Genomic DNA, 25,331 nt, shown 5'->3' on the forward strand with positions numbered 1-25,331 from the left:
AGGGTCGGTTTTTTATTGCCTGCGATTTGATGATGCTCGTGTTGCCAGTTACGACCTCATCGCCGGCACGCCGGCTCCCACAGAAGCGAAAGGGCCGCATAGCGGCCCCCTCAACTACTTGGCGATCTGGATCTTCGGTGCCCACTGCAGCCAGGCGTCCTCAGGTTTATCGAACAAGGCAAAGGTCTGCTGCGGCCGCGCCGGGTTACCCATCTGCTCGCCATCAGGCGTGGCGAATGCAATACCACCGTCAATGAGGGTCTCCAGTGACTCGGTGCGCACGGTGGCGCCCTTGAACAAGCCCCAGTCGAAACCGAAGCCGCTGCTGTTCCAGAACCGGCTGCCACCGCGCACCAGCGCGGCATAGCGTGGCTCGATCAGGATGTGAATCAGCACGCGGTCTGCCGTCTGCCCCAACTCGAAGCCCGTTACCTTACCTACCGCGACCTCACGGTAGGTCACCGGCACGCCCGGCTTGATCGAGCCCCTGCGCGGGGCGCTGAGGGTCAATGGCAGGCCGACTTCCACCCCGGTTACCTCAGGCGCGTCAGCCAAGGCTATGAAGTCACGCTGCGGGCCTTTGTCCTTAACCGCCGGCTGCACCTCCAGGTACTGCCCGCCAATCAGGGTATCGAGGTTTTCGGTACGCACCAGGCCAAGGGCCGGTTTGACCACCCAGAACTGCGTCCCTGCACGGGCGATTCGGTCTGCCGCTTCGGTGATACGTGCGCGCAGCAACACAGCCTGCAGGTCTTTGGTCAGGTCGACACTCTCGATACTGCCAACATCCAGGCCACGGAAACGGATGGGCGTTCCCGGCTTGAGGCCATCAGCACGGTCTACACGGATGGTAATCAGGGTGCCGGCACGGTTTACCGCCTCCTGGCTGTCATGCAGTCGGAACCTTGGAATATGGCGCTTGAGGGCTACGTTCGGCGTTGGCGTGTCGAAGGCGATACCACCGGCCATCAGGGTCTGCAGCGACTCACTCTTTATCTTGATGCCCGACAGACCACCGGTGAGGGTAATGCCGCTAACGTTCCAGAAGCGGGAAGAGCCATTGACCAGGTTTTCGTATTCCTTTTCGATGTGCACACCGATCAGGATACGATTGCTGTTGCGGGCGAACTGGTAGCTCTGCACGCTACCAACCTTGACCTGGCGATACATCACCGGGCTACCAACCTCCAACGAGCCCAGCGTATCGGCGAATAGCACCATGTGCAGGCCAGGCGCCTTGAGGTCCAGCGGCGGTGCCTTGGCCCTTGCTTCGAACTCGCGCTGCGGCGTAGCCCCCTTCTCACCCGGGCGGATGGCAATGTAGTTACCCTTAACCAAGGCTTCCAGGCCTGTGATACCCGCCAGGGAAATGGAAGGCTTGACCACCCAGAACTGCGTGCCATCGACCAGATAGTCTTCGGTCAGGGGGTCCAGGGTCAGCTCAGCCATCGCGCTGCCGAGGTTGTTTTCCATCTTCAGGGCTTTGAGCGAACCGACTTGAATGCCTTTGTACATGACCGGGGTGCGCCCTGCCTGCAGGCCCTCATAGTCGCTCAGCTTGACCTTCACACGGATACCTGCCTGGGCGGCATCGAAGTCTTCGTACAAGCGAAATGGCAGGCTCGGGTCGGTGGGCGGGCTGTCCTTGCGGTATTCAGGTGTCGCAAAGGCTATGCCACCGGCAACGATGCTGGAGAGAGATTCGCTGCGCACTTTTACCCCGGACAGCCCGGCATCGATGCTGATGCCGCTGGCATTCCAGAAGCGCGTGTGTTTGCGCACCAGGCTGGCATAAGCCGGCTCGATGAACACTTTGACCTCAACCGTGCTCTGGTCCTCGGAAAGGCGATAGCTCTTTACCCGGCCAACCTGGATCTGCTTGTAGAACACAGGGCTATCGCGGTTGAGCGAGCCCAAGCGATCGGCTTTGAGCGTAAGGTGCAAGCCCGGTTCGCTGTCCGAAAGCGGCGGCGCCACCTTCAATGCCTTGAAGCGCTTGGTTCGCTCACCTTCGCCAGGGCTGACGGCAATGTAGTTACCTGACACCAATGTCTCGAGACCCGAGATACCCGCCAGCGTGACACTTGGCTTGACCAGCCAGAATCGTGTGCCCTTGGTCAGGTGAGGCTCTGCGTCTTTGTTCATCTCGATGGTAGCAATGACACCTTGGTTTTCGCCCTCGGCATCGAGCACCAGGCTTTTTACCTTGCCCACGGGCATGCCTTTGTAGATGACTTCGGTTTTGTTGGCGACGATACCCTCACCGCTCTCGAAGCGAACCTCGATTTCCACCCCCGCATCACGATAGGCCTGCCAGGCCAGCCACCCTCCAATCATCAAAGCGATCAGCGGCAGAATCCAGATGGCCGACCAGTTGGAGGCGGGCCGGGTTTTAGCCGTTGGCATGTCACTCATGGTCGTCATCCGACTCCGTGTTATCCCAAATCAGTCGGGGATCGAAAGTTAAAGCAGCGAGCATCGTGAGAATCACCACAGTAGCGAAGGCGACAGCGCCCAGGTTGGCTTCGACACTGGCGATACGGCCGAAATTCACCACCGCCACCAAGATGGCGATGACGAAGATGTCCAGCATGGACCAGCGTCCTATGAACTCGATGAACCGATACATCAAAATGCGTTGCCGCGCTGACAAGGGTTGGCGGCGCTGCACCGAATACAACAACAAACCGATGCCCACCAGCTTGAAGGTGGGCACCAGAATACTGGCAATGAACACCACTGCAGCAATGGGCACCATGCCATGCTTGAGCAGGGTAATGACGCCGGACATGATCGTGTCCGGACTGCCCTGCCCCAATGTACTGACCGTCATGATCGGCAGCACGTTGGCAGGTATGTAGAGGATCGAGGCAGCGATGAGCAGCGCCCAGGTGCGGACGATACTGTTGGGCCGACGCGCATGCACCACCGCGCCACAGCGCGTGCAGGTCTGCGACTTGCTCTCGGAATCCTGTCGATTCAGTTCATGACACTCATTGCAGACCACAATGCCCGCATCAATCGCCCGCATGCAGATCCTCCCCAGACAGCGCACTCCAGATCTGGTGTGGAGACATCACCACTTCAAGCCAAACCTGAATCAGCAACAGGCTTATGAAGCAAAACAACCCTAGCCCTACAGTCAGCTCGGCAAGGTCGACCAGTTTCACGATTGCGACCAGTACGCCCATGAAGTAGACCTCAAGCATGCCCCAGTCACGCAAATGGTGATAAATGCGATAGAACAGCAGCCCATAGCTACGCCCAACGTTCAGGCGGATGCTCAATAGCACCATGAGCTGGCACATCAGCTTGAGAAACGGAACCGCCATGCTGCACAGGAACACCACGACAGCGACACCGCGCATTTCAGAGTTGTACAAGCCCAGCACGCCACTCCACACCGTATCGTCTGAAGTCTGGCCAAGCAGGTGCAGCTGCATGATCGGCAGAAAGTTGGCAGGCACGAAGAGCAGCAGTGCGGTCAGCACCAGTGCCAGGCTGCGATTGACCACATTGTGCCGGTGAGCGTATAGCTCATAACCACAGCGGGGGCACTGGGCCTTTTCATCGTGTTGCAATTGAGGCTTGCGCATCAGCAGGTCGCATTCATGGCACGCGACCAGCTCGTCCAGCGGCAACTGCTCTAGCGCTTGGATTTCGACTGGGTTGGGCATCTCGAGGTTCTGAATAGGTACGTCGGCTCTATTCTAGTGATACAGCTCGAAATGTGGGAGCCGACTTTCGGGAAACGGAGCTGGAAAGACAAAACCCCTACCTGCTCGCGCAGATAGGGGTTTTGCGAAATGAATCTTGACGATGACCTACTCTCACATGGGGAAACCCCACACTACCATCGGCGATGCATCGTTTCACTACTGAGTTCGGGATGGGATCAGGTGGTTCCAATGCTCTATGGTCGTCAAGAAATTCTGTAGCCAGAATGTCCAGATGGACAGCCCAGCGAATTCGGATATGCGATATTTGTGATGCTGCGAACTTTCGGTTCTTTCGTCTTCACCACCACAATCTGCAGAAGCAAATTGCTTGGGTGTTATATGGTCAAGCCTCACGGGCAATTAGTATTGGTTAGCTCAACGCCTCACAGCGCTTACACACCCAACCTATCAACGTCGTAGTCTTCGACGGCCCTTTAGGGGATTCAAGATCCCAGTGAGATCTCATCTTGAGGCAAGTTTCCCGCTTAGATGCTTTCAGCGGTTATCTCTTCCGAACATAGCTACCCGGCAATGCCACTGGCGTGACAACCGGAACACCAGAGGTTCGTCCACTCCGGTCCTCTCGTACTAGGAGCAGCCCCTCTCAAATCTCAAACGTCCACGGCAGATAGGGACCGAACTGTCTCACGACGTTCTAAACCCAGCTCGCGTACCACTTTAAATGGCGAACAGCCATACCCTTGGGACCGGCTTCAGCCCCAGGATGTGATGAGCCGACATCGAGGTGCCAAACACCGCCGTCGATATGAACTCTTGGGCGGTATCAGCCTGTTATCCCCGGAGTACCTTTTATCCGTTGAGCGATGGCCCTTCCATACAGAACCACCGGATCACTAAGACCTACTTTCGTACCTGCTCGACGTGTTTGTCTCGCAGTCAAGCGCGCTTTTGCCTTTATACTCTACGACCGATTTCCGACCGGTCTGAGCGCACCTTCGTACTCCTCCGTTACTCTTTGGGAGGAGACCGCCCCAGTCAAACTACCCACCATACACTGTCCTCGATCCGGATAACGGACCTGAGTTAGAACCTCAAAGTTGCCAGGGTGGTATTTCAAGGATGGCTCCATGAGAACTGGCGTCCCCACTTCAAAGCCTCCCACCTATCCTACACAAGCAAATTCAAAGTCCAGTGCAAAGCTATAGTAAAGGTTCACGGGGTCTTTCCGTCTAGCCGCGGATACACTGCATCTTCACAGCGATTTCAATTTCACTGAGTCTCGGGTGGAGACAGCGCCGCCATCGTTACGCCATTCGTGCAGGTCGGAACTTACCCGACAAGGAATTTCGCTACCTTAGGACCGTTATAGTTACGGCCGCCGTTTACCGGGGCTTCGATCAAGAGCTTCGCTTGCGCTAACCCCATCAATTAACCTTCCGGCACCGGGCAGGCGTCACACCCTATACGTCCACTTTCGTGTTTGCAGAGTGCTGTGTTTTTAATAAACAGTCGCAGCGGCCTGGTATCTTCGACCGGCATGAGCTTACGGAGCAAGTCCTTCACCCTCACCGGCGCACCTTCTCCCGAAGTTACGGTGCCATTTTGCCTAGTTCCTTCACCCGAGTTCTCTCAAGCGCCTTGGTATTCTCTACCTAACCACCTGTGTCGGTTTGGGGTACGGTTCCCAGTTATCTGAAGCTTAGGAGCTTTTCTTGGAAGCATGGCATCAACCACTTCGTCGCCTAAAGGCAACTCGTCATCAGCTCTCGGCCTTGAAATCCCGGATTTGCCTAAGATCTCAGCCTACCACCTTAAACTTGGACAACCAACGCCAAGCTGGCCTAGCCTTCTCCGTCCCTCCATCGCAATAACTGGAAGTACAGGAATATTAACCTGTTTTCCATCGACTACGCTTTTCAGCCTCGCCTTAGGGACCGACTAACCCTGCGTCGATTAACGTTGCGCAGGAAACCTTGGTCTTTCGGCGTGCGAGTTTTTCACTCGCATTGTCGTTACTCATGTCAGCATTCGCACTTCTGATACCTCCAGCAAGCTTCTCAACTCACCTTCACAGGCTTACAGAACGCTCCTCTACCGCATCACCAAAGGTGATACCCGTAGCTTCGGTGCATGGTTTGAGCCCCGTTACATCTTCCGCGCAGGCCGACTCGACTAGTGAGCTATTACGCTTTCTTTAAAGGGTGGCTGCTTCTAAGCCAACCTCCTAGCTGTCTAAGCCTTCCCACATCGTTTCCCACTTAACCATGACTTTGGGACCTTAGCTGACGGTCTGGGTTGTTTCCCTTTTCACGACGGACGTTAGCACCCGCCGTGTGTCTCCCATGCTCGGCACTTGTAGGTATTCGGAGTTTGCATCGGTTTGGTAAGTCGGGATGACCCCCTAGCCGAAACAGTGCTCTACCCCCTACAGTGATACATGAGGCGCTACCTAAATAGCTTTCGAGGAGAACCAGCTATCTCCGAGCTTGATTAGCCTTTCACTCCGATCCACAGGTCATCCGCTAACTTTTCAACGGTAGTCGGTTCGGTCCTCCAGTCAGTGTTACCTAACCTTCAACCTGCCCATGGATAGATCGCCCGGTTTCGGGTCTATACCCAGCGACTAAACGCCCTATTAAGACTCGCTTTCGCTACGCCTCCCCTATTCGGTTAAGCTCGCCACTGAATATAAGTCGCTGACCCATTATACAAAAGGTACGCAGTCACCTAACAAAGTAGGCTCCCACTGCTTGTACGCATACGGTTTCAGGTTCTATTTCACTCCCCTCTCCGGGGTTCTTTTCGCCTTTCCCTCACGGTACTGGTTCACTATCGGTCAGTCAGTAGTATTTAGCCTTGGAGGATGGTCCCCCCATATTCAGACAAAGTTTCTCGTGCTCCGTCCTACTCGATTTCATTGATAAGAGATTTTCGTGTACGGGGCTATCACCCACTATGGCCGCACTTTCCAGAGCGTTCCACTAATCTCAAATCAACTTAAGGGCTGGTCCCCGTTCGCTCGCCACTACTAAGGGAATCTCGGTTGATTTCTTTTCCTCAGGGTACTTAGATGTTTCAGTTCCCCTGGTTCGCCTCTTGCACCTATGTATTCAGTACAAGATACTCAGCTTATGCTGAGTGGGTTCCCCCATTCAGAGATCTCTGGATCACAGTCTGTTTGCCGACTCCCCAAAGCTTATCGCAGGCTACCACGTCTTTCATCGCCTCTGACTGCCAAGGCATCCACCGTATGCGCTTCTTCACTTGACCATATAACCCCAAGCAATCTGGTTATACTGTGAAGACGACATTCGCCGAAAATTCGCATGTTGCTCTTTCGAGCAGAACTCACAAATTTTACCTTAGCCTGATCACACACCAGTGAAAGTGCATGTCAGTCTATTTCTATCACATATCCGAATTTTTAAAGAACGATCTGACAAAAGTCAGAAATCAACATTCAAGCCGAATGTTCATTTCTAAGTTCTGACAAGTTACTGCAAAAGTGGTGGAGCCAAGCGGGATCGAACCGCTGACCTCCTGCGTGCAAGGCAGGCGCTCTCCCAGCTGAGCTATGGCCCCGTATTCTACGGCTGAACCATGTAATGGTAGGTCTGGGCAGATTTGAACTGCCGACCTCACCCTTATCAGGGGTGCGCTCTAACCAACTGAGCTACAGACCTATAACAGGGTCGCGTTACAGCATCGTCTTTATACAAAGAATCAAGCAATTCGTGTGGGAGCTCATCAGCAGGCTGATGTCGTCGATTAAGGAGGTGATCCAGCCGCAGGTTCCCCTACGGCTACCTTGTTACGACTTCACCCCAGTCATGAATCACACCGTGGTAACCGTCCTCCCGAAGGTTAGACTAGCTACTTCTGGTGCAACCCACTCCCATGGTGTGACGGGCGGTGTGTACAAGGCCCGGGAACGTATTCACCGCGACATTCTGATTCGCGATTACTAGCGATTCCGACTTCACGCAGTCGAGTTGCAGACTGCGATCCGGACTACGATCGGTTTTGTGAGATTAGCTCCACCTCGCGGCTTGGCAACCCTCTGTACCGACCATTGTAGCACGTGTGTAGCCCAGGCCGTAAGGGCCATGATGACTTGACGTCATCCCCACCTTCCTCCGGTTTGTCACCGGCAGTCTCCTTAGAGTGCCCACCATAACGTGCTGGTAACTAAGGACAAGGGTTGCGCTCGTTACGGGACTTAACCCAACATCTCACGACACGAGCTGACGACAGCCATGCAGCACCTGTGTCAGAGTTCCCGAAGGCACCAATCCATCTCTGGAAAGTTCTCTGCATGTCAAGGCCTGGTAAGGTTCTTCGCGTTGCTTCGAATTAAACCACATGCTCCACCGCTTGTGCGGGCCCCCGTCAATTCATTTGAGTTTTAACCTTGCGGCCGTACTCCCCAGGCGGTCAACTTAATGCGTTAGCTGCGCCACTAAAATCTCAAGGATTCCAACGGCTAGTTGACATCGTTTACGGCGTGGACTACCAGGGTATCTAATCCTGTTTGCTCCCCACGCTTTCGCACCTCAGTGTCAGTATCAGTCCAGGTGGTCGCCTTCGCCACTGGTGTTCCTTCCTATATCTACGCATTTCACCGCTACACAGGAAATTCCACCACCCTCTACTGTACTCTAGCTTGCCAGTTTTGGATGCAGTTCCCAGGTTGAGCCCGGGGCTTTCACATCCAACTTAACAAACCACCTACGCGCGCTTTACGCCCAGTAATTCCGATTAACGCTTGCACCCTCTGTATTACCGCGGCTGCTGGCACAGAGTTAGCCGGTGCTTATTCTGTCGGTAACGTCAAAACACTAATGTATTAGGTTAATGCCCTTCCTCCCAACTTAAAGTGCTTTACAATCCGAAGACCTTCTTCACACACGCGGCATGGCTGGATCAGGCTTTCGCCCATTGTCCAATATTCCCCACTGCTGCCTCCCGTAGGAGTCTGGACCGTGTCTCAGTTCCAGTGTGACTGATCATCCTCTCAGACCAGTTACGGATCGTCGCCTTGGTGAGCCATTACCTCACCAACTAGCTAATCCGACCTAGGCTCATCTGATAGCGCAAGGCCCGAAGGTCCCCTGCTTTCTCCCGTAGGACGTATGCGGTATTAGCGTTCCTTTCGAAACGTTGTCCCCCACTACCAGGCAGATTCCTAGGCATTACTCACCCGTCCGCCGCTGAATCAAGGAGCAAGCTCCCGTCATCCGCTCGACTTGCATGTGTTAGGCCTGCCGCCAGCGTTCAATCTGAGCCATGATCAAACTCTTCAGTTCAATACTGCTTGGGTTTTTAAGAAACCCTAAACTTGGCTCAGCAATCTCAAATGACTATGTGATTTCTCGCATGGTCACTTGTGATGCTGATAATCTTTTTGACTATCAGTCCGTACTCACAAGCACCCACACGAATTGCTTGATTCGATTTGTTAAAGAGCGTTTGGTTAAGAGCTTTTCATCTCAACCGAGGCGCGCATTCTACGCTTTCCTCAGAGCCTGTCAAGCGTTTATTTTGAAGTTTTTTGCGAGAAACTCGTTTAGCTTCAAACACTTGGCTCGCTGCGATCTCTCGTAGCGGGAGGCGAATCATACAGCGTTTAGAAGCGCTGTCAACCACCATTTTAACCGCTATCGATCAGTCGACCGAAGCACCTCCAGTACTACCTGGATTAAGCAACTCGTTGAATTTCAAGGAGTTTCTCGTTCCGACTGCGCTGGAAGTGGGGCGCATTATAAGGGGATTCGAACGCCCGTCAAGGTTTAATTTCAATAAACCTTGATATTGCCTAAGACAAAGCGGGGAGGCCTGCCGGCCTCCCCGCTTCGCTTCTCATACCTTACAGGCTAGGGAAGGCAAATTGCGACGCCTCATGGCTCGCACGCTGCGGCCAACGCTGGGTAATCGCCTTGCGACGGGTATAGAACCGTACCCCATCCGGGCCATAAGCATGCAGGTCGCCAAACAGCGAGCGCTTCCAGCCACCAAAGCTGTGGTACGCCACCGGCACCGGTAGCGGCACGTTCACGCCAACCATGCCCACTTCGATCTCGTCACAGAACAGGCGTGCCGCTTCACCATCACGAGTAAAGATACAGGTCCCGTTGCCATACTCATGATCGTTGATCAGTTGCATGGCCTGCTCCAGGCTGTTCACACGCACCACGCACAGCACAGGGCCGAAGATCTCTTCTTTATAGATGCGCATCTCTGGCGTCACCTTGTCGAACAGGGTGCCACCCACGAAGTAGCCATCCTCATTACCCGCCACACGGAAACCACGGCCATCCACCACCAGCTTGGCGCCAGCAGCAACACCGTCATCGATGTAGCCCACTACCTTGTCACGGGCAGCAGCTGTCACCAGCGGTCCCATGTCCAGGCCGCACGAGGTGCCGGCCCCGATCTTCAGCGCCTTGATCTGCGGCTCCAGCTTGGCAATCAGCGCATCGGCAACCTGGTCGCCCACACACACCGCCACCGAAATAGCCATGCAACGCTCGCCGCACGAACCGTAGGCAGCGCCCATCAGTGCGCTGACCGCGTTGTCCAGGTCGGCATCGGGCATCAGCACTGCATGGTTCTTGGCTCCGCCCAGTGCCTGGACACGTTTGCCGCGCTTGGTACCTTCGGCATAAATGTACTCGGCGATCGGGGTCGAGCCCACAAAGCTCAGCGCTTTTACTTCCGGCGCCTCGATCAGCGCGTCCACAGCTTCCTTGTCACCGTGCACCACGTTGAGGATGCCCTTGGGCAGGCCGGCCTCCAGAAGCAACTGGGCAATGTACAGGGTCGAGCTCGGGTCACGCTCGGACGGCTTGAGGATAAAGGCGTTACCGCAAGCGATGGCCAACGGGTACATCCACAAGGGGACCATGGCAGGGAAGTTGAACGGCGTAATACCGGCGACCACACCCAGCGGCTGGAAGTCGGACCAGGCGTCGATGTTCGGGCCGACGTTACGGCTGTATTCACCCTTGAGCACCTCAGGCGCCGCACAGGCGAACTCGACGTTCTCGATACCGCGCTTCAGTTCGCCGGCAGCGTCCTCCAGTGTCTTGCCATGCTCTTCGCTGATCATCTGCGAGATGCGTGCCTCGTTCTGCTCCAGCAGCTGCTTGAAACGGAACATCACCTGGGCACGCTTGGCCGGCGGGGTGTTGCGCCAGGCAGGGAAAGCTGCTTTGGCAGAGTCGATCGCTTCCTGCACGGTCGCGCGGCTAGCCAGCTCGACCTTGCGCACGGCCTGGCCAGTGGACGGGTTGAAGACATCGGCGGTGCGCTCACCCTTGGAAACCAGCTCGCCGTGGATCAGGTGCTGAACAATGCTCATTCAATACTCCAGGTAAAGAAGGTAGAGACAGGCGCGCGATACGTGCACGCGCCTGGCGTCACAATCGGAAAGATCAGTCGATCAGGTTCAGGTTTTCGCCGACGGCGTCGAACAGGCGATCCAGTTGCTGCGGCGTTGTGTTGAACGTTGGGCCGAACTGCAGGGTGTCGCCACCAAAGCGTACATAGAAGCCTGCCTTCCACAACTTCATCGCCACTTCGTAAGGGCGGACGATGGCATCACCGTCACGGGCGGCGATCTGGATGGCGCCGGCCAGGCCGTAGTTACGGATATCGACGACGTTCTTGGTGCCCTTCACGCCGTGCAACAGCTTCTCGAAGTGCGGTGCCAGCTCGGCCGCCGACTGCACCAGATTTTCCCTTTGCAGCAAGTCGAGCGCAGCTATACCTGCGGCGCAGGCAACAGGGTGAGCCGAGTAGGTATAGCCGTGCGGGAATTCCACAGCATATTCCGGGGTCGGCTGGTTCATGAAGGTCTGGTAGATCTCGCTGCTGGCGATTACCGCGCCCATCGGAATGGCGCCGTTGGTGACCTGCTTGGCGATGCACATAAGGTCAGGGGTCACGCCAAAGGCCTCGGCCCCCGTCATCGCACCCATGCGGCCGAAGCCGGTGATCACTTCGTCGAAGATCAGCAGAATATTGTGCTGGGTGCAGATTTCACGCAGGCGCTTCAGATAGCCCTTCGGCGGCGGCAGTACACCAGCCGAACCCGCAAGCGGCTCGACAATAACAGCAGCGATGTTCGAAGCATCGTGCAGTTCGATCAGCTTGAGCATTTCATCAGCCAGGGCGATGCCGCCCTCTTCCGGCAGGCCTTTGGAGAAGGCATTGACCGGCAGCACAGTGTGCGGCAAATGGTCGACGTCCAGCAGCTGGCCAAACATCTTACGGTTGCCGTTTACGCCACCCAGGCTGGTACCAGCGATGTTCACACCGTGGTAACCACGGGCACGGCCAATGATTTTGGTCTTGGTGGCCTGGCCTTTCAGGCGCCAGTAGGCGCGGACCATCTTCAGCGCGGTATCGGCGCACTCGGAACCGGAGTTGGTATAGAAGACGTGATTCAGGTCGCCGGGGGTCAGCGCGGTGATCTTCTCGGCCAGCTGGAACGAAAGCGGGTGACCGAACTGGAAGGCAGGGGAGTAATCCAGGGTGCCGAGCTGACGTGCAACCGCCTCGGTGATTTCCTTGCGGGTATGCCCGGCACCGCACGTCCACAGGCCCGACAAGGCATCGAAGATCCTGCGCCCTTTGTCATCGACCAGGTAATTGCCTTCGGCCGCCACGATCAGCCGTGGGTCGCGATGGAAATTGCGGTTGGCGGTGTAAGGCATCCAGTGCGCATCCAGCTTGAGCTGGCTTGCGATACCGGCAGGAGCGGTTTCGGGCATGTTCATCGGCGGTTCCTCGAAAAACGAATAGGCAACGATGGATGTTGTTGCAGCTAAATTCGCACGTGGATAAAGTCTGAAAAAGACTACATTTCTAATCTTCAGGTAGCGCAAGACTAAACTTATGAGCCGACGCCCCGACCCCCTCGCCCAAGTCAGCGATTTCGACATCCGCCTGCTGAAGATCTACCGCAGCGTGGTCGAGTGCGGCGGCTTCTCGGCTGCCGAAAACGTGCTGGGCATTGGCCGCTCGGCCATCAGCCAGCAGATGAATGACCTGGAGCAACGCCTGGGCCTGCGCCTGTGCCAGCGTGGCCGCGCCGGTTTTTCGCTGACCGAGGAGGGCCGCGAGGTTTACCACTCGGCCCTGCAACTGCTCAGTGCGCTGGAAACCTTCCGTACCGAAGTCAACGGCCTGCACCAGCATCTGCGCGGAGAACTGAACATCGGTTTGACCGACAACCTGGTGACCCTGCCGCACATGCGCATCACTCATGCATTGGCCGAACTCAAGGATCGCGGCCCCGAGGTGCGCATCCAGATCCGCATGATCGCCCCAAGCCAGGTCGAGCAGGGTGTGCTCGATGGCAGCCTGCATGTCGGCGTGGTCCCGCAGACCAGCCCGCTATCCGGCCTCGAGTACCAACCGCTGTACAGCGAACGCTCGCTGCTCTATTGCGCGGTCGGCCACCCATTGTTTTATGCCGATGACCAGCAGATCGACGAAGCCCGACTCAACAGCCAGGAGGCAATCGCTCCGACCTTCCGCCTGCCCGCCGAAATCCAGGCCCATTATCAGGCACTGAACTGCACCGCCAGCGCCTCGGACCGTGAGGGCATGGCATTTCTGATCCTTACCGGCCGCTACATCGGCTACCTACCCGACCACTACGCCACGTTTTGGGTCCAGCAAGGCCGCCTGCGCGCTCTCAAGCCCTCGCAGCGCTTCTATGACCTGAGCCTGAGTTGGGTAACGCGCAAGGGTCGGCGGCCAAACCTGGTACTGGAAAGCTTCCTTGAAAGCCTGGCTGCGACACGCTGATGCCTGCTTGTGACGCTAATGCTTGTTACTTGAGCGCAGGAAGGTAATCTTGTCCGACATCCGTTGCCACAGACCTGTACGGAATCGTCCATGACCCTAGAAGTCCCTGCGCATCGCCTATCCGCCTCGGGCAAGCCCGCTGGCCGCATCCGCCAGAAGAACGAACAGGCCATCATCCAGGCCGCCGAAGACGAGTTCGCCCGCCATGGCTTCAAGGGCACCAGCATGAATACCATTGCGCTGAAGGCCGGCTTGCCCAAGGCAAACCTGCATTACTACTTCACCAACAAGCTCGGCCTGTACATTGCCGTGTTGAGCAACATCATCGAGCTCTGGGACAGCACCTTCAACGCCTTGAGCGTCGATGACGATCCCGGTACTGCGTTGAGCCATTACATCCGCACCAAGATGGAGTTCTCCCGGCGCAATCCGCAAGCCTCCCGGATCTTCGCCATGGAGGTGATCAGCGGCGGCACTTGTCTGACCGAGTACTTCAGCGCCGACTACCGCGAGTGGTTCCGTGGCCGGGCGGCGGTATTCGAGGCCTGGATCGCAGCAGGCAAGATGGACCCGGTAGACCCGGTTCACCTGATATTCCTGCTCTGGGGCAGCACCCAGCATTATGCCGACTTCGCCACCCAGATCTGCCAGGTTACCGGCCGCAGCCGCCTGACCAAGCAAGACATGGAAGATGCGAGCAATAACCTTATCCACATCATCCTCAAGGGGTGCGGCATCACGCCGAGTGCCTGACATCGACTTATGCCTTCTACCCTGCTCGACCTCTGCGAGTTTCGCGAGGAAATCCGCAAAAGCCGCTTCATTACCCTCGCCGGCCCGATATCCAGCGCCGCCGAGGCGATGAGTTTCATCGAACGCCATAGCGACTTGGCTGCCACGCACAATTGCTGGGCCTGGAAGCTGGGCGGGCAATACCGCAGCAGCGATGATGGCGAACCTGGCGGCACGGCCGGCAGGCCAATCCTGGCTGCCATAGAAGCCCAGGATTGTGACCAGGTCGTGGTGTTGGTGATCCGCTGGTACGGGGGCATCCAGCTAGGCACGGGCGGCCTGGCCCGGGCTTATGGTGGCGGTGCCAACAAGTGCCTGCAGCAGGCGCCGAAAAGGCTGCTGGTGCAACGCAGCGAGTACAGCTGCAGCTGCAGCTTCAGCGAACTGGCCCTGGTCAAACTGCGCCTGGCCGAAGTCGACGCTTTGGTGCTGGAAGAACGGTTCACCGCCAACGGGGTGGATCTGCACATTGCGGTAGGTGAAGAACACATCGGCGCGCTGCAACAGCAACTGGCCGACCTCAGCCGCGGGCGCATCCTCTTGGAAGCCCACTGACCTTTGCCCACAACAACTGTGGGCCTGCCTGTGGATAAGCTTGGGGCATTCTGATGCAGGCCACGCCCTTCAAGGCCTGCAGAGCATTGAGCATTTTTTGATCACAATATGATGGAAGGCTCAACCCGCTGAGCTGTGGGGAGTTTTCCCCAGTCGTCAAGCGTACATCACTCAGGCCGCCTGGCAGCTTGCGCACATTAACTGTGGAACAGCCTGTGGATAACCCGTTAGCCAACAAGCGAAGCGCCCGGGTACACACGGCCAAACGCCATTGATCATTTCTTGACCACTTGTGATGCGGCGCATGACGTCAGTCTGCAGTATGCTCAAATCCTTTTCTTCTACCGCGACAGGAATGTTCCTATGACGAATCCACGAACTGCCCTCATCATCGGCGCCTCCCGCGGGCTTGGCCTTGGCCTGGTGCAGCGCCTTCACGACGATGGCTGGAAAATTACGGCCACGGTGCGTGACCCGCAAAAACCCGGCGCTCTCGGCGAAGTGCCAGGGGTACGCGTCGAGCAGTTGGAAATGAACGACACCGCACAGCTCGATGGCCTGAAGCAGCGCCTGCAAGGCGAAGTGTTCGACTTGGTGTTCGTCAATGCCGGCGTCATGGGGCCGCTGCCGCAGGACCTGGAAACCGTACAGCGCAATGAAATCGGCGACCTGTTCATGACCAACGCCGTGGCGCCGATCCGCGTCGCCCGCCGCCTGGCCGGCCAAGTGCGTGAAGGCTCGGGCGTGTTGGCGTTCATGAGCTCGATCCTGGGTAGCGTGACCATACCCGACGGTGGAGAGGTCTGCCTGTACAAGGCGAGCAAGGCCGCCCTGAACTCGATGATCAACAGCTTCGTGGTCGACCTGCAGCGACCAGACCTTTGCGTATTGGCCATGCACCCGGGTTGGGTAAAGACCGACATGGGCGGCGAGAACGCCGAAATCGACGTACTCACCAGTACCCAGGGCATGCTCGAACAGATCAAAGCGCAAAGCGGCAACGGCGGGCTGCGCTTCATCAACTACAAGGGCGAATCGCTGGTCTGGTGAGTTGAACCTGATCAGTGGTTGAAACAATGCAGGGCCAGGCCGGGCGCAATGCCCGGCCTGGCCCTGTAGAATGGCGGCAACCGTACCTGATTTGAGAACACCCGCTATGTATGAATGGTTGAACGCCCTGCCCAAGGCTGAACTGCACCTGCACCTGGAAGGCTCACTCGAACCCGAGCTGCTGTTTGCCCTGGCCGAGCGCAACAAGATCGCCCTGCCCTGGAACGACGTCGAAGCCCTGCGTAGCGCTTACGCTTTCAACAATCTCCAGGAATTCCTCGACCTTTATTACCAAGGTGCGGACGTGCTGCGCAGCGAGCAGGACTTCTATGACCTGACTTGGGCCTACCTGCAGCGCTGCAAGTCACAGAATGTCATCCACACCGAACCGTTCTTCGACCCGCAGACCCACACCGACCGCGGCATCCCTTTCGAAGTAGTGCTCAACGGTATCAACCAGGCACTCAAGGATGGTCGCGAACAGTTGGGCATCAGCAGCGGCCTTATCCTGAGCTTCCTGCGCCACCTGAGCGAAGAAGAAGCACAGAAAACCTTGGACCAGGCCCTGCCCTTCCGCGACGCGTTCATCGCGGTAGGCCTGGACAGCTCCGAGAAAGGCCACCCGCCGAGCAAGTTCCAGCGCGTCTTCGACCGCGCCCGCAGCGAAGGCTTCGAGGCCGTGGCCCACGCTGGCGAGGAAGGCCCACCCGAATACATCTGGGAAGCCCTCGACCTGCTCAAGATCAAGCGCATCGACCATGGCGTGCGCGCCATAGAAGACGAACGCCTGATGCAACGCATCATCGACGAGCAAATCCCACTCACCGTGTGCCCCCTGTCCAATACCAAGCTCTGTGTGTTCGATCACATGAGCCAGCACAACATCCTCGACATGCTTGAGCGCGGCGTGAAGGTGACCGTGAACTCGGATGACCCCGCCTACTTCGGCGGATACGTCACCGAAAACTTCCATGCCTTGCACACTCACTTGGGCATGACCGAAGACCAGGCTCGCCGCCTCGCGCAGAACAGCCTGGACGCACGGTTGGTCTGACCAGCCACGGCGTTGCAGTTACCCCACCTGCAACGTCGGAACGCGGGCAATGCGATTGATCTGCTGAATCCCCAGGGCCGAGATCTGCAATGCCCGCGAATTCTCCGCCTCACGTATCCATCCTGATTGCAGGAACAACGTGAGCAAGGCCTGCCCCAGGCTGCCGCCAAGATGAGGCCCCTGGTCGCTCCACTCATTACAGTGGCAGATCACGCAACCGCGCTGCTGCTGAGGCGCCAGTGCATCGATATAGACGCCAATGCCTGCCAACTGGGCCCGGCCCTCCTCACTGACCATCATCTGATGCACGCTGCCCTCCAGCCAGCCTGCTACCACCAACCGATGATAGAGCTCACCGGCCAACTCGCCGCCCAGGTGATCACCGCAACGACGCGCCCGGCGCATCGACATTGGCATCGGCAGCGGCTTGGCCTGCGCGCCTCTGTCATTACCCAGTTGCACGCTGGCCAAAGCTTCTACGGCCGCACCCACCTGGGGCGTCGCCAGCCGGAAGTAACGCTTGCGACCGCGCGCCTCAAGCCTGAGCAGGCCTGCCGAAGACAGCAATGACAAATGGGCACAGGCCGAGGAGGAGGTCAACCCAGCCATCATCGCCAGCTCATCGGTCGGTCGCGGCGTGCCATCAATCAGCGCCCACAACATAGCGCTCCGCTTAGGGTCGGCCATCAGGCCGGCAATCTGACTGATACTGCTGACTGTATTCATGTCCCTTTAACTCCCTGCAAGATCACATCTGAATTCCAATGGCCAACATTGGCAACGCCGATTGCGCCCCCCCTAGCTGCTACCGGCCTGGCACGGGGGTCAGTATAAGCTGCATGAACGGCTCCTCCGGCAGCCGTGCAGACAGACCTGGGGGGGCAAAGGGGGATGGGTAGGGCAACCCTTGATCGATTGACATAGGCGAACGGTCCCCGCCTCAGTTTTAGGCGATAGGCATCAGACCGCGAAATGAAAGGGAAGAAACAACGCACGAGGAAGAACGGCCCCGTGCGGACAGAGACTCTGCCGACAGCGCCGTTCCATAAATAGCGCAAATAAAAGCGAAGGTTCTACACCCTCCAGAAATTGCATCTGGAAGCGTCTGACGCCCCTGCCGGAAAATGCCCTGACCGCCAGTCAGGACACCCATTAATGCCCTGGCACCACGTGACCGCAGCGCTACACTTGAGCCGCTCTCCCACCATTCGGAGGTATGCCGCGATGGAGATTGTCGTCAGTGCGTCAAACCGTAACCCCAACTGCCCCTGGGAGGTCAGGCTCGACCAGCATGTGGTGAGCTTCCGCAGCGAAGCAGAAGCACGTGCCTTCGTCGTCACGCTGGAAGCCCGTCTGCGCGCACCTCACCCGCTCAAGCCGGACGCGTGGCCTGCAAGCGCCGGGTCAACAGCGCAACACTGACCACCAGTGCTCCGCACAGGCTGATTACCAGCGCCATGGGCACTGCACTGCCGTCGTGCAGCAGGCTGACCAACGCTGCCGCGCCTGCGGCGACGCTGAATTGCAGGCAGCCCATCAAGGCCGAGGCGCTGCCGGCGCGTGCGCCCTGGCCGCTCATGGCGCACGCCGAAGCATTGGGGATGATGCAGCCCAGGCTGGCGATGCAGATGAACAGCGGCACCAGCAATGGCCATAGTTCAGCTGGGCGCAGCGCTGCCACACCGAGCAACGCCAGCCCCGCGGCCAGATACAGCCAGACTGCACGCACCAGCAGGAAGGCCGGGCCACGCTTTGCCAGCAGGCGCGCGTTGATCTGCGCCACCAAGATGAAACCTGCCGCATTGGTACCAAACAGCCAGCCGTAGTGTTCGGCCGGCACACCGTAGAGCTTGATGAACACGAAAGGTGAACCCGCGATGTAGGCAAACATACCTGCGATGGCGATCCCCCCTGTAAGGGCATGGCCAAAGAACGTGCGGTCAGCCAACAACCGCAAGTACTGGCGCAATGCGCCCGATAAAGGCTGGCGCGGCATGTGCGCGGGTAAGCTCTCTGGCAACCCCAGGCCGACCGCCACCAGGCAAGCAGCACTAAACAGGCTCAATGTCAGGAAAATCGACTGCCAGCCTGCCAGGTTCACCAGTACGCCGCCGAGCATCGGCGCAAGAATTGGCGCCAACCCCATCACCAGCATCAGTTGTGAGAACACTTTGGCCGACGCCACCGGGTCGCACTTGTCGCTGACGATGGCCCTTGACAACACCATGCCGGCGCAGCCGCCCAACGCCTGGACGAAGCGTGCCAGGATCAGCGTGTCGAGGTTAGGCGCGTAGGCACAGGCCAGCGACGCCAAGGTAAACAGCGCTACGCCGAACAGCAGCGGTTTGCGCCGGCCAAAGCGGTCGGCCACCGGCCCGTACGCCAGTTGCCCGAGCGACAAGCCGAGGAAGTAGGCGGCCAGAGTGGTCTGGACATGTTTTTCGTCGGTGGCGAACGCCTGCGCCATGGCCGGGAAGGCGGGCAGGTAAAAGTCGATCGCCAGCGGCCCAAACGCACTGAGTGCACCCAGGATAAGCACCATTCGCAGGTTCATGAGGAATCCATAGCAGGCTAAGCAAGTGCGTAAGTCTACCTGCAGTGGACACCATCAGCATGAAAACATTTGCAACAAAACAGGGCCGCCCAAGCGGCCCGTTCGACCTTAGGCCACGTCAGCCTGGTAGCCCTCTTCACGAATCGCAGCCAGCAACTGCTCAGCAGCCAGAGCACTCTGCACACGCACCTGCTTGCCGGCCAAGTCGACCTCGACCTTAGCATTTGCATCCTGATCCTGCACCGCGCGGGTCACCGCCTTAACGCAATGGCCACAGGTCATGCCTTGTACGTTGAACACTTGCATGGGTGTTGCCTCCTTCAGGGTTTTGCGCAGTTTCAAGCTTGCCATCGGGGCAAGGTCAAGTTCTGCATCCAACGGCCGGGCTGGAAATCCGCACGAACCTCGGCCAAGCTGCGCCTTTGACGATTCGGCAAGCAGGAGATTCTTCATGTTCAGGACAGCAGTGGGCGTTGTCGGGCTATTGGGCACGCTGGCCGCGGTGCCACCGGCAAGCGCCGAAGGCAACTCGGACTACAGCGTGCTGATCATTTCACGCGAACGCCTGGAAGTGGCCACCAGCTGCGAAATCGGTGTCTACCTCAACGACCAGCTTTCCGGGCGCGTGTTCCAGGAACAGTCGACCTCCTTCAACCTGCCGCCCGGCCCTGTTGACGTACGCTTGCGCCTGCTGCCGGGGCAGATGCCCGGCTGCGCGCCCGGCCTGGAAGACCAGCGCAGCACTCGACTGACCCTGCAAGCGGGTCAGATCAACAAGTACCGCATTGCCATGGGCCACAATGGGCTGGTATTGAGGCGAGCCAACCTGGACTATTGACCTTCCCCACATGGCAAGGTTGATGCTGGTGGCCTGTCCAAGGAGGAGTGCCATGCCCGCATCCACTTTATTTGACCTGCCGATCTCCGGCATGACCTGCGCCAGCTGTGCTGGCCGTGTCGAGCGCGCTTTGCGCAAGGTGAGCGGCGCTGAACAGGTCAGCGTCAACCTCGCCAACGAACAGGCCAGGGTCCAGGCCCCGGCCGGCAGCCTGCCCGCCCTGGTCGAGGCTGTGCGCGGCGCCGGATACGAGGTACCGACCCGCACCGTAGAGCTACAGATCGATGGCATGACCTGCGCCAGTTGCGTCGGCCGTGTCGAGCGCGCGCTCGGTAAACTACCGGGCGTTGAGCAGGTCAGTGTCAACCTTGCCAACGAACGTGCCCACCTTCAGGTGCTGCAAGGCCTTGATAACAACCTGCTGCTCGGCGCGGTCGAAAAGGCCGGCTACAGTGCCAGCCTGCCGCTGTCGGTCAACAATGACCAAGAAGGCGTCCAGCGCCGCCTGCGCAACGAACGTCTGGCCGTCGGCGCCGCCCTTTTGCTGGCCCTGCCCCTGGTGTTGCCGATGCTGCTTCAACCGTTTGGTGTGCACTGGATGTTGCCGGCTTGGGCCCAGTTCGCTCTGGCCACCCCCGTGCAGTTCATCCTTGGCGCGCGATTTTATGTGGCGGCCTACAAGGCTGTGCGCGCCGGCGCCGGCAACATGGACCTGCTGGTCGCGCTGGGCACCAGTGCCGGTTATGGTCTTAGCCTGTACCAATGGGCCAAGGCATCTGCCGGGATGACCCCGCACCTGTACTTCGAGGCGTCGGCGGTGGTGATCGCCCTGGTGTTGCTGGGCAAGTACCTGGAGAGCCGGGCCAAACGCCAGACCGCCAGCGCCATACGTGCCCTCGAAGCACTGCGCCCCGAGCGCGCAGTAAGGGTGGTCGATGGCCATGAAGAAGACGTTGCAATTGCCCAATTACGGCTCGGTGACCTGGTGCTGGTCAAGCCAGGGGAGCGCTTCCCGGTCGATGGTGAAGTGGAAGAAGGCAGCAGCCACGCCGACGAAGCCCTGATCAGCGGCGAAAGCCTGCCAGTGCGCAAGCAACCCGGCGATAGGGTTACAGGCGGCGCGATCAACGGCGAGGGCCGGCTGCTGGTGCGCACCAAGGCATTGGGTACAGAAACCGTGCTGGCCCGCATCATCCGCTTGGTCGAAGACGCCCAGGCAGCCAAGGCGCCCATCCAGAAACTGGTGGACCGGGTCAGCCAGATTTTCGTCCCGGCCGTGCTGGTAATCGCACTGCTAACCCTGATCGGTTGGTCGCTGGCCGGCGCCCCGCTGGAGACCGCGCTGATCAATGCCGTTGCCGTGCTGGTGATTGCCTGCCCTTGCGCCCTTGGCCTGGCCACACCTGCAGCAATCATGGCGGGTACAGGCGTTGCCGCGCGCCACGGCATCCTGATCAAGGACGCAGAGGCGCTGGAGCGCGCCCATGCGGTGAACCGCGTGGTGTTCGACAAAACCGGAACGCTCACCTCCGGCAGCCCGCGCGTTGTCCACAGCCAGGCACTGGTCGGTGATAGTGCCGGGTTGCATCGCCTGGCCGGCGCCCTGCAACGTGGCAGCGAACACCCCTTGGCCAAGGCGGTACTCGACGCCTGCACCGAGCAAGGCCTAGAGGTTTCCACGGTAGCCGACAGCCAGTCCCTTACCGGCCGTGGCATCGCTGGCCGGGTGGAAGGCCGCGAACTGGCGCTGGGCAACCGGCGCCTGCTCGACGAGTGCAACCTGCAACCCGGCGCCCTCGCCACAGAAGCACAGGCCTGGGAAGCCGAAGGCCGTACCCTGTCCTGGCTGATTGAACGAGGCGCACAGCCTCGCGTGCTGGGGCTGTTCGCCTTCGGCGACAGCATCAAGCCCGGTGCCGAACAGGCCATCGCAGCCCTGCGCAAGCGCCATATCAGCAGCCACCTGCTGACCGGCGACAATCGTGGCAGCGCCAAGGTGGTAGCCGATACTCTCGGCATCGATGACGTGTACGCCGAAGTGCTACCAGCCGACAAGGCCGCCACGGTAGCCGAACTGAAAAAGCACGGTGTGGTGGCGATGGTCGGTGACGGTATCAACGATGCCCCGGCCCTGGCCGCTGCCGATATCGGCATCGCCATGGGCGGGGGCACCGACGTGGCCATGCAGGCAGCAGGCATCACACTGATGCGTGGCGACCCACGCCTGGTGCCTGCCGCCCTGGAAATCAGCCGCAAGACCTATGCGAAAATTCGCCAGAACCTGTTCTGGGCATTCATCTACAACCTCATCGGCATCCCACTGGCCGCGCTGGGTTACCTGAACCCGGTACTGGCCGGCGCCGCCATGGCGTTGTCCAGCGTCAGCGTGGTGAGCAATGCCTTGTGGCTCAAGACCTGGAAACCCACCAGCACCTCGCAGGAGGCCCCATGAATATAGGCCAGGCCGCCCGCCGCAGCGGGCTCAGCACCAAGATGATCCGCTACTACGAAGCCATCGGCCTGCTCAAGCCGGCCACCCGCAGCGACAGCGGATATCGCCTGTACCAGCCAGAGGACCTGCACAGTCTGGCCTTCATCAAGCGCTCACGCGACCTAGGGTTTTCCCTGGAAGAGGTGGGCAAGCTGCTGACCTTGTGGCAGGACCGGCAGCGCGCCAGCGCCGACGTGAAGGCTCTGGCGCTGCAACACATCAATGAGCTGAACCGGCGCATTGAGGAACTGGCCAGCCTGCGCGACACCTTGAGCGAACTGGTAGCCCACTGCAAAGGTAATGACCGCCCTGACTGCCCGATACTCAAAGATCTCGCAAAAGGGGGCGAGTGCTGCCACTGACGCATTTGGCCACCACGCCCACGCACTTGGTATGCCATATTAGCCTGAAGCCGACCGAATAGTCGCCAAATGCGCCTAGGCCCAATAAATACGGGCATTTTCATTCAAAAAACCCCGGACGCCGCCGATACAGTTTCTACCTGCCTCGCGTGTCGAAAAAAATAAATTCCGGGAGCGTCGATGAACATCAAACAGAAACTGACCTGGGCATTCGCGGTCATCGCCGCACTGCCCATCGTCCTCGTAGCCACCTTGGTGGTCATCAACCTGCGCGGCGAAGCCCGCGAGGATTTTCTTGACGGCAGCAGCCGGGAAATCCGCCAGGTCAGTAACGCGATGAACCTGTTTTTCCAGGGCATCACCCAGAACGTCGACTACCTGGCCAGCCTCCCGCAGGTCACCGGTAGCAGCGACAACGTCAAGAAACACATCAGCGCCGACGCTGCGCAAATCACCCCGAGCGAACAGGACAAGACACTGTTCGAGCTGTTCACGCGTCTGGCCAAAAGCCATCCGGACTACGCCTACGTGTCCTATGGCCTGCAAGACGGCGGCTACGCCTTCTGGCCAGGCGACCCGAACATGAGCAACTACGACCCGCGCACCCGCCCTTGGTACCAAGCGGCCATGGCCAACCCTGGCAAGACCCTGCGCACCGCCCCTTACTACTGGGCCGGCGACGATGCCGTATTGGTCAGCACCGTGCGTACCGTTGCCAACCAGCTGGGCAGCCCCGGTGGCGTGGTCAACATCGACGTATCGCTCAAGGGCCTGACCGAGATCGTCCAGCAGATCAAGCTGGGCGAAAGCGGCTACCTGATCCTCATGGAAAACAACGGTAACGTGATGGTCGACCCGCGCGATGCCAGTCACAACTTCAAACAGCTGGCCAGCTTCGGCGACGGCTATGCCGAGCTGGCCAAGGCCGGCAAGGGCTTGGCTGAAGTCGACATCGGCGGCGTACGCTACATGGCCAACGTCTACCCCGACGAAAAACTCGGTTGGACTTTCATAGGCCTGATCCAACAAAGCGAAGTGATGCAAACCACCACCCGCCTCACCTGGCTCATCGGCGGCGTCGCGCTGGTGCTGGCCGCGCTGTTCGCCGTAGTCGGTGCCACATTCGCCAAACTCATCGTGCGCCCCATCAACAGTGTTTCCAGTGGCCTGGAAGACATCGCCCAGGGCGAAGGCGACCTGACCCGCAACCTGGAAGTCCGCGGGCGTGATGAAACCGCGCAACTGGCCGGTTGGTTCAACCAGTTCCTCGGTGCCATCCGCAGCCTGATCCAGCACATCGGCGCGGCGGCGAGCAAGATCCTCAGCACGTCCACCAGCTCCACTCAGGTCTCCAGCGACATGGCAGAGGCCGCCGGGCGCCAGCGCGAAGCGGTGGACATGGTGTCCACCGCATTCCACGAAATGGTCGCCACCGCCAACGAGGTTGCCCGCTCCTGCAGCCAGGCCGCGCAATCGGCCGACAGCGGCCAGCAACAGGCCCGCGAAGGCCAGCAGCAGATCGATGCGGCCGTCAGCAGTGTCGACCGGCTGAGCCAGGAGATCGAGCAGTCGGCGCAGTCGATTCAGCAGCTGGAGCGCGACAGCAATGCCATTCAGTCGATCCTCGGTACCATTCGCTCGATTGCCGAACAGACCAACCTGCTGGCGCTCAATGCCGCGATCGAAGCCGCCCGCGCCGGCGAACAGGGGCGTGGGTTTGCGGTAGTTGCCGACGAGGTCCGGGCGCTGGCCAAGCGCACCGCCGATTCGACCGCTGAAATCGACGGGCTGCTTGGCAACCTCGCCAGCCGTACCGCCGAAGTGGCCGAGCAGATGCATGCCAGCCTGGAAGTGTCGCAACAGTCGGTCAGCCGCATTGGCCTGGCCCGCGACAGCTTTGGCCAGATACGCGAGTCGGTGGACATCATCCGCGACATGAACACGCAGATCGCCACCGCGGCGGAAGAACAGCACCAGGTTGCCGAAGACATCAACCGCCATATCAGCCAGATTCACGGTGATGCGCAGCTGGTGGCCGACCTGGCTCAGGCGGCGCGGCAGGACTCGGAAAGCCTGGCCGGGTTGTCCAATGAGCTGGATTCGCTGGTACGACGCTTCCGTACCTGACCGGTCGTCTAT

General features: G+C 58.9%; 18 protein-coding genes, 2 tRNA genes, 3 rRNA genes and 1 pseudogene. 11 read left to right on the plus strand and 13 right to left on the minus strand.

Annotated elements, in window-relative coordinates; genetic code table 11:
* Positions 1 to 114: 114 nt before the first annotated feature.
* From JET17_RS23240 to JET17_RS23285, 10 genes are all read right to left on the minus strand, one after another.
* Positions 115 to 2,415 (minus strand): PqiB family protein, encoded by a 2,301-nt coding sequence (locus JET17_RS23240; protein ID WP_012316363.1) that lies wholly within the window; start codon positions 2,413 to 2,415, stop codon positions 115 to 117.
* Positions 2,408 to 3,031 carry a paraquat-inducible protein A gene (locus tag JET17_RS23245; RefSeq protein ID WP_012316364.1) on the minus strand — a complete coding sequence of 208 codons (624 nt, stop codon included), beginning with the start codon at positions 3,029 to 3,031 and terminating at the stop codon, positions 2,408 to 2,410. The genes JET17_RS23240 and JET17_RS23245 overlap by 8 nt, the downstream gene beginning before the upstream one ends.
* On the minus strand, positions 3,018 to 3,677 hold the full coding sequence (locus tag JET17_RS23250) for a paraquat-inducible protein A (RefSeq protein ID WP_012316365.1): 660 nt from the start codon (positions 3,675 to 3,677) through the stop codon (positions 3,018 to 3,020). Before JET17_RS23250 ends, JET17_RS23245 begins: the two co-directional genes overlap by 14 nt.
* 134 nt (positions 3,678 to 3,811) lie before the next feature.
* A 5S ribosomal RNA gene (gene rrf / locus JET17_RS23255) occupies positions 3,812 to 3,927 on the minus strand.
* A gap of 131 nt (positions 3,928 to 4,058) precedes the next feature.
* Positions 4,059 to 6,950: ribosomal RNA gene (locus JET17_RS23260) — 23S ribosomal RNA — on the minus strand.
* 236 nt (positions 6,951 to 7,186) lie between these two features.
* A tRNA-Ala gene (locus tag JET17_RS23265) sits at positions 7,187 to 7,262 on the minus strand.
* 24 nt (positions 7,263 to 7,286) lie between these two features.
* A tRNA-Ile gene (locus tag JET17_RS23270) sits at positions 7,287 to 7,363 on the minus strand.
* A gap of 86 nt (positions 7,364 to 7,449) precedes the next feature.
* A 16S ribosomal RNA gene (locus JET17_RS23275) occupies positions 7,450 to 8,986 on the minus strand.
* Together the 16S, 23S and 5S rRNA genes with 2 tRNA genes alongside form the textbook arrangement of a ribosomal RNA operon.
* A 560-nt stretch (positions 8,987 to 9,546) precedes the next feature.
* Positions 9,547 to 11,040 (minus strand): CoA-acylating methylmalonate-semialdehyde dehydrogenase, encoded by a 1,494-nt coding sequence (locus tag JET17_RS23280; RefSeq protein WP_012316366.1) that lies wholly within the window; start codon positions 11,038 to 11,040, stop codon positions 9,547 to 9,549.
* 73 nt (positions 11,041 to 11,113) lie between these two features.
* Positions 11,114 to 12,460, minus strand: a complete 1,347-nt coding sequence (locus JET17_RS23285) for an aspartate aminotransferase family protein (protein WP_012316367.1) — start codon at positions 12,458 to 12,460, stop codon at positions 11,114 to 11,116.
* Between the two features lie 118 nt (positions 12,461 to 12,578).
* Here JET17_RS23285 and JET17_RS23290 point away from each other — a divergent pair, with 118 nt between their 5' ends.
* The 5 genes from JET17_RS23290 (at position 12,579) to JET17_RS23310 (ending at position 16,947) form a co-directional block, all read left to right on the plus strand.
* Positions 12,579 to 13,496 carry a LysR family transcriptional regulator gene (locus tag JET17_RS23290; protein ID WP_012316368.1) on the plus strand — a complete coding sequence of 306 codons (918 nt, stop codon included), beginning with the start codon at positions 12,579 to 12,581 and terminating at the stop codon, positions 13,494 to 13,496.
* Between the two features lie 90 nt (positions 13,497 to 13,586).
* Positions 13,587 to 14,249, plus strand: coding sequence for a TetR/AcrR family transcriptional regulator (locus JET17_RS23295; protein ID WP_012316369.1), 663 nt, complete (start codon positions 13,587 to 13,589; stop codon positions 14,247 to 14,249).
* Between the two features lie 9 nt (positions 14,250 to 14,258).
* On the plus strand, positions 14,259 to 14,843 hold the full coding sequence (locus JET17_RS23300) for an IMPACT family protein (RefSeq protein WP_012316370.1): 585 nt from the start codon (positions 14,259 to 14,261) through the stop codon (positions 14,841 to 14,843).
* A 363-nt stretch (positions 14,844 to 15,206) separates the two neighbouring features.
* The gene (locus JET17_RS23305; RefSeq protein ID WP_012316371.1) at positions 15,207 to 15,893 is read left to right on the plus strand and encodes an SDR family oxidoreductase; all 687 of its coding nucleotides are present in this window, start codon (positions 15,207 to 15,209) and stop codon (positions 15,891 to 15,893) included.
* A 106-nt stretch (positions 15,894 to 15,999) separates the two neighbouring features.
* Positions 16,000 to 16,947 carry an adenosine deaminase gene (locus JET17_RS23310; protein WP_012316372.1) on the plus strand — a complete coding sequence of 316 codons (948 nt, stop codon included), beginning with the start codon at positions 16,000 to 16,002 and terminating at the stop codon, positions 16,945 to 16,947.
* A gap of 18 nt (positions 16,948 to 16,965) precedes the next feature.
* Here JET17_RS23310 and JET17_RS23315 read toward each other — a convergent pair whose 3' ends face one another.
* The gene (locus tag JET17_RS23315) at positions 16,966 to 17,673 is read right to left on the minus strand and encodes an ArsR/SmtB family transcription factor (protein ID WP_012316373.1); all 708 of its coding nucleotides are present in this window, start codon (positions 17,671 to 17,673) and stop codon (positions 16,966 to 16,968) included.
* A gap of 498 nt (positions 17,674 to 18,171) precedes the next feature.
* On the opposite strand from JET17_RS23315, the gene JET17_RS27435 reads away from it, so the two are divergent.
* The gene (locus JET17_RS27435; protein ID WP_012316374.1) at positions 18,172 to 18,369 is read left to right on the plus strand and encodes a hypothetical protein; all 198 of its coding nucleotides are present in this window, start codon (positions 18,172 to 18,174) and stop codon (positions 18,367 to 18,369) included.
* Here the strand turns inward: JET17_RS27435 and JET17_RS23320 are convergent.
* Complete coding sequence (locus JET17_RS23320) at positions 18,320 to 19,501, minus strand: multidrug effflux MFS transporter (RefSeq protein WP_012316375.1); 1,182 nt, start codon at positions 19,499 to 19,501, stop codon at positions 18,320 to 18,322. The genes JET17_RS27435 and JET17_RS23320 overlap by 50 nt on opposite strands.
* Positions 19,502 to 19,609: 108 nt before the next feature.
* Positions 19,610 to 19,807, minus strand: a complete 198-nt coding sequence (locus JET17_RS23325) for a heavy-metal-associated domain-containing protein (protein ID WP_012316376.1) — start codon at positions 19,805 to 19,807, stop codon at positions 19,610 to 19,612.
* A gap of 145 nt (positions 19,808 to 19,952) precedes the next feature.
* Here JET17_RS23325 and JET17_RS23330 point away from each other — a divergent pair, with 145 nt between their 5' ends.
* From JET17_RS23330 to JET17_RS27905, 5 genes and pseudogenes are all read left to right on the plus strand, one after another.
* Positions 19,953 to 20,339: a hypothetical protein gene (locus tag JET17_RS23330; protein ID WP_012316377.1), complete on the plus strand. Its 387-nt coding sequence runs from the start codon at positions 19,953 to 19,955 to the stop codon at positions 20,337 to 20,339.
* Between the two features lie 52 nt (positions 20,340 to 20,391).
* Positions 20,392 to 22,791 (plus strand): heavy metal translocating P-type ATPase, encoded by a 2,400-nt coding sequence (locus JET17_RS23335; protein WP_012316378.1) that lies wholly within the window; start codon positions 20,392 to 20,394, stop codon positions 22,789 to 22,791.
* Positions 22,788 to 23,192 carry a Cu(I)-responsive transcriptional regulator gene (cueR, locus tag JET17_RS23340; protein WP_012316379.1) on the plus strand — a complete coding sequence of 135 codons (405 nt, stop codon included), beginning with the start codon at positions 22,788 to 22,790 and terminating at the stop codon, positions 23,190 to 23,192. The genes JET17_RS23335 and cueR overlap by 4 nt, the downstream gene beginning before the upstream one ends.
* Before the next feature lie 336 nt (positions 23,193 to 23,528).
* A pseudogene (locus JET17_RS27900) lies at positions 23,529 to 24,461 on the plus strand (cache domain-containing protein); the annotation flags it as partial.
* Positions 24,462 to 24,590: 129 nt separating this feature from the next.
* On the plus strand, positions 24,591 to 25,319 hold the full coding sequence (locus tag JET17_RS27905) for a methyl-accepting chemotaxis protein (protein WP_371316880.1): 729 nt from the start codon (positions 24,591 to 24,593) through the stop codon (positions 25,317 to 25,319).
* The last annotated feature ends 12 nt before the right edge of the window (positions 25,320 to 25,331 follow it).

It is taken from the genome of Pseudomonas putida, from assembly GCF_016406145.1.
GTDB classification, from domain to species: domain Bacteria; phylum Pseudomonadota; class Gammaproteobacteria; order Pseudomonadales; family Pseudomonadaceae; genus Aquipseudomonas; species Aquipseudomonas putida_E.